At 72.0% G+C, this 2,996-nt stretch carries 3 protein-coding genes and 1 pseudogene; 2 read left to right on the top strand and 2 right to left on the bottom strand.

Annotated elements, in window-relative coordinates; genetic code table 11:
• Positions 1 to 140: pseudogene (locus tag V7Q31_RS18355) on the top strand (IS256 family transposase); the annotation flags it as partial.
• Positions 141 to 441: 301 nt separating this feature from the next.
• Positions 442 to 1,269: a hypothetical protein gene (locus tag V7Q31_RS18350; protein WP_333835287.1), complete on the top strand. Its 828-nt coding sequence runs from the start codon at positions 442 to 444 to the stop codon at positions 1,267 to 1,269.
• On the opposite strand, the gene V7Q31_RS18345 is transcribed toward V7Q31_RS18350, so the two are convergent.
• Together V7Q31_RS18345 and V7Q31_RS18340 are read right to left on the bottom strand one after the other, a co-directional pair.
• Entirely contained in the window at positions 1,266 to 2,276 is a 1,011-nt protein-coding gene (locus V7Q31_RS18345) for a glycosyltransferase family 2 protein (protein ID WP_333835286.1), read from the bottom strand. The genes V7Q31_RS18350 and V7Q31_RS18345 overlap by 4 nt on opposite strands.
• Before the next feature lie 32 nt (positions 2,277 to 2,308).
• Positions 2,309 to 2,996 (bottom strand): hypothetical protein (locus tag V7Q31_RS18340; protein WP_333835285.1); only part of this gene is annotated, 688 nt, incomplete at its 5' end.

Here is a 2,996-nt window from a genome sequence, read left to right as displayed (position 1 = left end):
CCATCCGCCGGCTGGTCGGTGCAATCCTGCTCGAGCAGAACGACGAATGGGCCGTTCAACGCGCCCGCTACATGACGCTGGAAAGCGTCGCCAGCGTCAGCGATGATCCCGTCGTCAGCCTCGCCCACGTCGACGGCTGACCCCGGCCACGCCGGAGATCACGCTGGCCCTCGCCAGCTACACCACTCCATGGGGCACGATCGCGCCGTCGGTTCCGCGTTCTTCCGTCTTGCAGGGCCGCACGCTTGCCCGCCATGGAATGGCCTCTCAGATGGGGGGAGCCGCAAGGCCCGTTGAAGCCGCTCCGGGCCGCTTTGAAAGAGGGACGCGAACGTGATCGGAAAGGTGGCCGCCGCCGTCGACCGTCTGCGCGAGATCCGACAGCCCGGGCCGAGACGCCTGCGCTTGCATGTCGGGGCGCACAAGACGGCGACGACGCACATGCAGGCGGTGCTGAGCGCGCTTGCCGCGGATTGCGCCGAGCGCGGGATCTCGGTGTTGACGCCAGACGACATCCGTCAGACCGGCCTGAGGGAGGCCATCCTTAGGGACGTGCAGCGGCCGGGTATCGAGAACGTGCGGCGGCGCGTGGCGCTTGTCGACGCTCTGCGGCGCTACGGCGCCGCCGGAGCCACGCTCGTCATAAGCGAGGAGAACATCTTCGGCGACGCCGACGGTCTGCTCGTCAACCCCGTCTATCCCCGAATGGCGGTTCGCAGCCGCAATCTTCGGGCGCTGGCCGCCGCCGTCGAGACGGAGTTGTTCGTGGCGATCCGCAGTTGGGACGACATCCTTCCGAGCGCCTACGCGACGTGGCTGCGCTGCAGGCCGATCCTGGGCGGTTTCGCAGGCATTCGCCACGCGGCGCTGGCTCGCCCGCCGTGCTGGGTCGAGTTCGTCGATCGCATGACGGCGCTGTTCCCCGGTGCGCGCCTGCGGCTCTGGCTGCATGAGGACTACCGCGCCGGCGCCGCGACAGTCCTGAACGCGATGGTCGGAGACTGGCTGGCGGATCTGCCCGAGATCGCCGACCCTGCATCAACCAGAACGCCATCAGCCGCCGCTGTCGCGCAGGCGGAGCAAATGCAGCCGCACCTGAGCATGGCTGAGCGCAAGGCTGCGGTCGACGCCCTCTATCAGGACGATCTGCTGAGAAATGGCGCCAAGTTCATGCCTTTCTCCGCGGACGAGCGCGCGCGCCTTCGCGAGGCCTACGAGGCGCAGGTCGCGCAGCTTCGCGCCCGCCAGCCTGAGGACTTCCTGCTCTAGCCGCCGAGCGCAGCCCGGGCGAGGCCCGCCGCCGCGGCGCGGCTCGGGCGCCAGCGCAGCGACGCGGCGTAGAGCCGGCGCGCCTCGGCGCGCGGCGCTTCGGCCGCCTTCTGTGCGAGGCGTACGGAAACGACGCCGCACAGGTGGCGCAGGCCCGACAGAGGCTCGCGCAGCAGCGCGCGCCGGAACAGCCGCGTCAAGGCGCGCTCGGCGTCGACGTGGGTCGTCGGCGGCTCCTGATCGTAGCCGCGAAACAGCCGCATCACCGACAGCGCCTCCTCAAGCTCAACCTCTCCGCCATAGTACTCGCCGAGCATTCTGCGCCTGACATTGTGGCCGGGCATCCAGCGCGCCGGGTCGCGATCCTTCATGCTGGCTGCGCCATGCGCGCGCCAGTCCACCAGCGGGTCGGGAAGATTGTCGAAACGCGTCGCCGCGAACAGCCGCGCCCAAAGATCGGTGTCCTGCGAGACGCGATAGCTCTCATCATAGCCGTCGACGGCGCGCACCGTGGCCGTGCGCATCATCGCGCCCGGATGCAGTATCGGATTGTCGAAGAACATGTGCATGCGCACGCGTCCCCATCCCGTGACAGGCCGCTTGACCTCCAGAACGGCGCCCGTGGCGTCGATGCGGCGGTATCCGCAGGAGAGCACGCCGACGCGGGGGGTCGCGGCCATGAAGGCGACCTGCCGGGCGAGGCGGTCGGGGTGATAGACGTCGTCGCCGTCGGCCCGCGCGATCAGCGGCGCGCGGGCCTCTGCGAGGATGCGGTTGAGGCTGGCGGCGAGCCCGATGTTGCGCGCGTTGCGCAGGGGGATCACACGGGCGTCGCGGGCGGCGTAGGCCTGCAGGATGTCCCAGGTCGCGTCGGCGCTGCCGTCGTCCACCGTGATCAGCTCGAAGTCGCGAAAGCTCTGCGCCAGCAGCGTGTCCATCGCCTGCGGCAGGAACGCCGCGTTGTCCTTGGCCGACAGCGCGACCGTGACGGCCGGCGCGTCGCTCATGCGGCCTCCGGCGCGCGGCTCGCTCATGCGGCCTACGGCGCGCGGCGCAGCAGATCGGCCAGCACGGCGCGGATCGCGGTCGGGCCCGGACGCCAGCGCAGCGCCATGAGGCGCATGGCGCGGGCCGCGGACGGTTCGGCCGCCGCCGCCGAACGCGCCAGCGCCACCGCCGCGCGCGCGCGCAGAAAAAGCTGCGCGCCCGGCGGCTCGCGCAGCGCCGCGCGGCGGGCCACCGCGCGCAGCACCGCGTCGCCGGCGCGCGCCTGCTCCAGCGACAGGGCCTTGCGGCCCCAGAACAGGAGCGCGGCGCAGGCCGCCGCTTCGCCCTCCACCGACGCGCCGAGATAGGCTTCGAGCAGGGCGCGGTGCACCGCGCCGGCGCGCGACCAGGCGTCCGCGTCGCGCGTGGCCATGCTCGCCGCGCCATGGCGGCGCCAGTCCATCAGCGGCGCGGCGATGTTGTCGAAGCGGGTATGCGGCGCGAGCCGCGCCCAGAGCTCGAGGTCCTGCGACAGCCGCCAGTCCTCGGCGTAGCCGCCATGGGCGCGCAGCAGCGGCGCGCGGATCATCGCGCCGGGGTGCAGGATCGGGTTGGCGAACATCAGGTGCAGCCGCAGCCGCGCCGGGCCGGAGACCGCCGCGACCGTCTCCAGCACGCGGCCTTCGGCGTCGATGCGGCGGTATCCGCAGGAGAGCACGCCGACGCGGGGGGTCGCGGCC

This window comes from Rubrimonas sp., assembly GCF_036788415.1.
Lineage (GTDB): Bacteria > Pseudomonadota > Alphaproteobacteria > Rhodobacterales > Rhodobacteraceae > Rubrimonas.
Note: the sequence above shows the minus strand (reverse complement) of the source record. Positions and strands in the feature narration are given on the sequence as shown.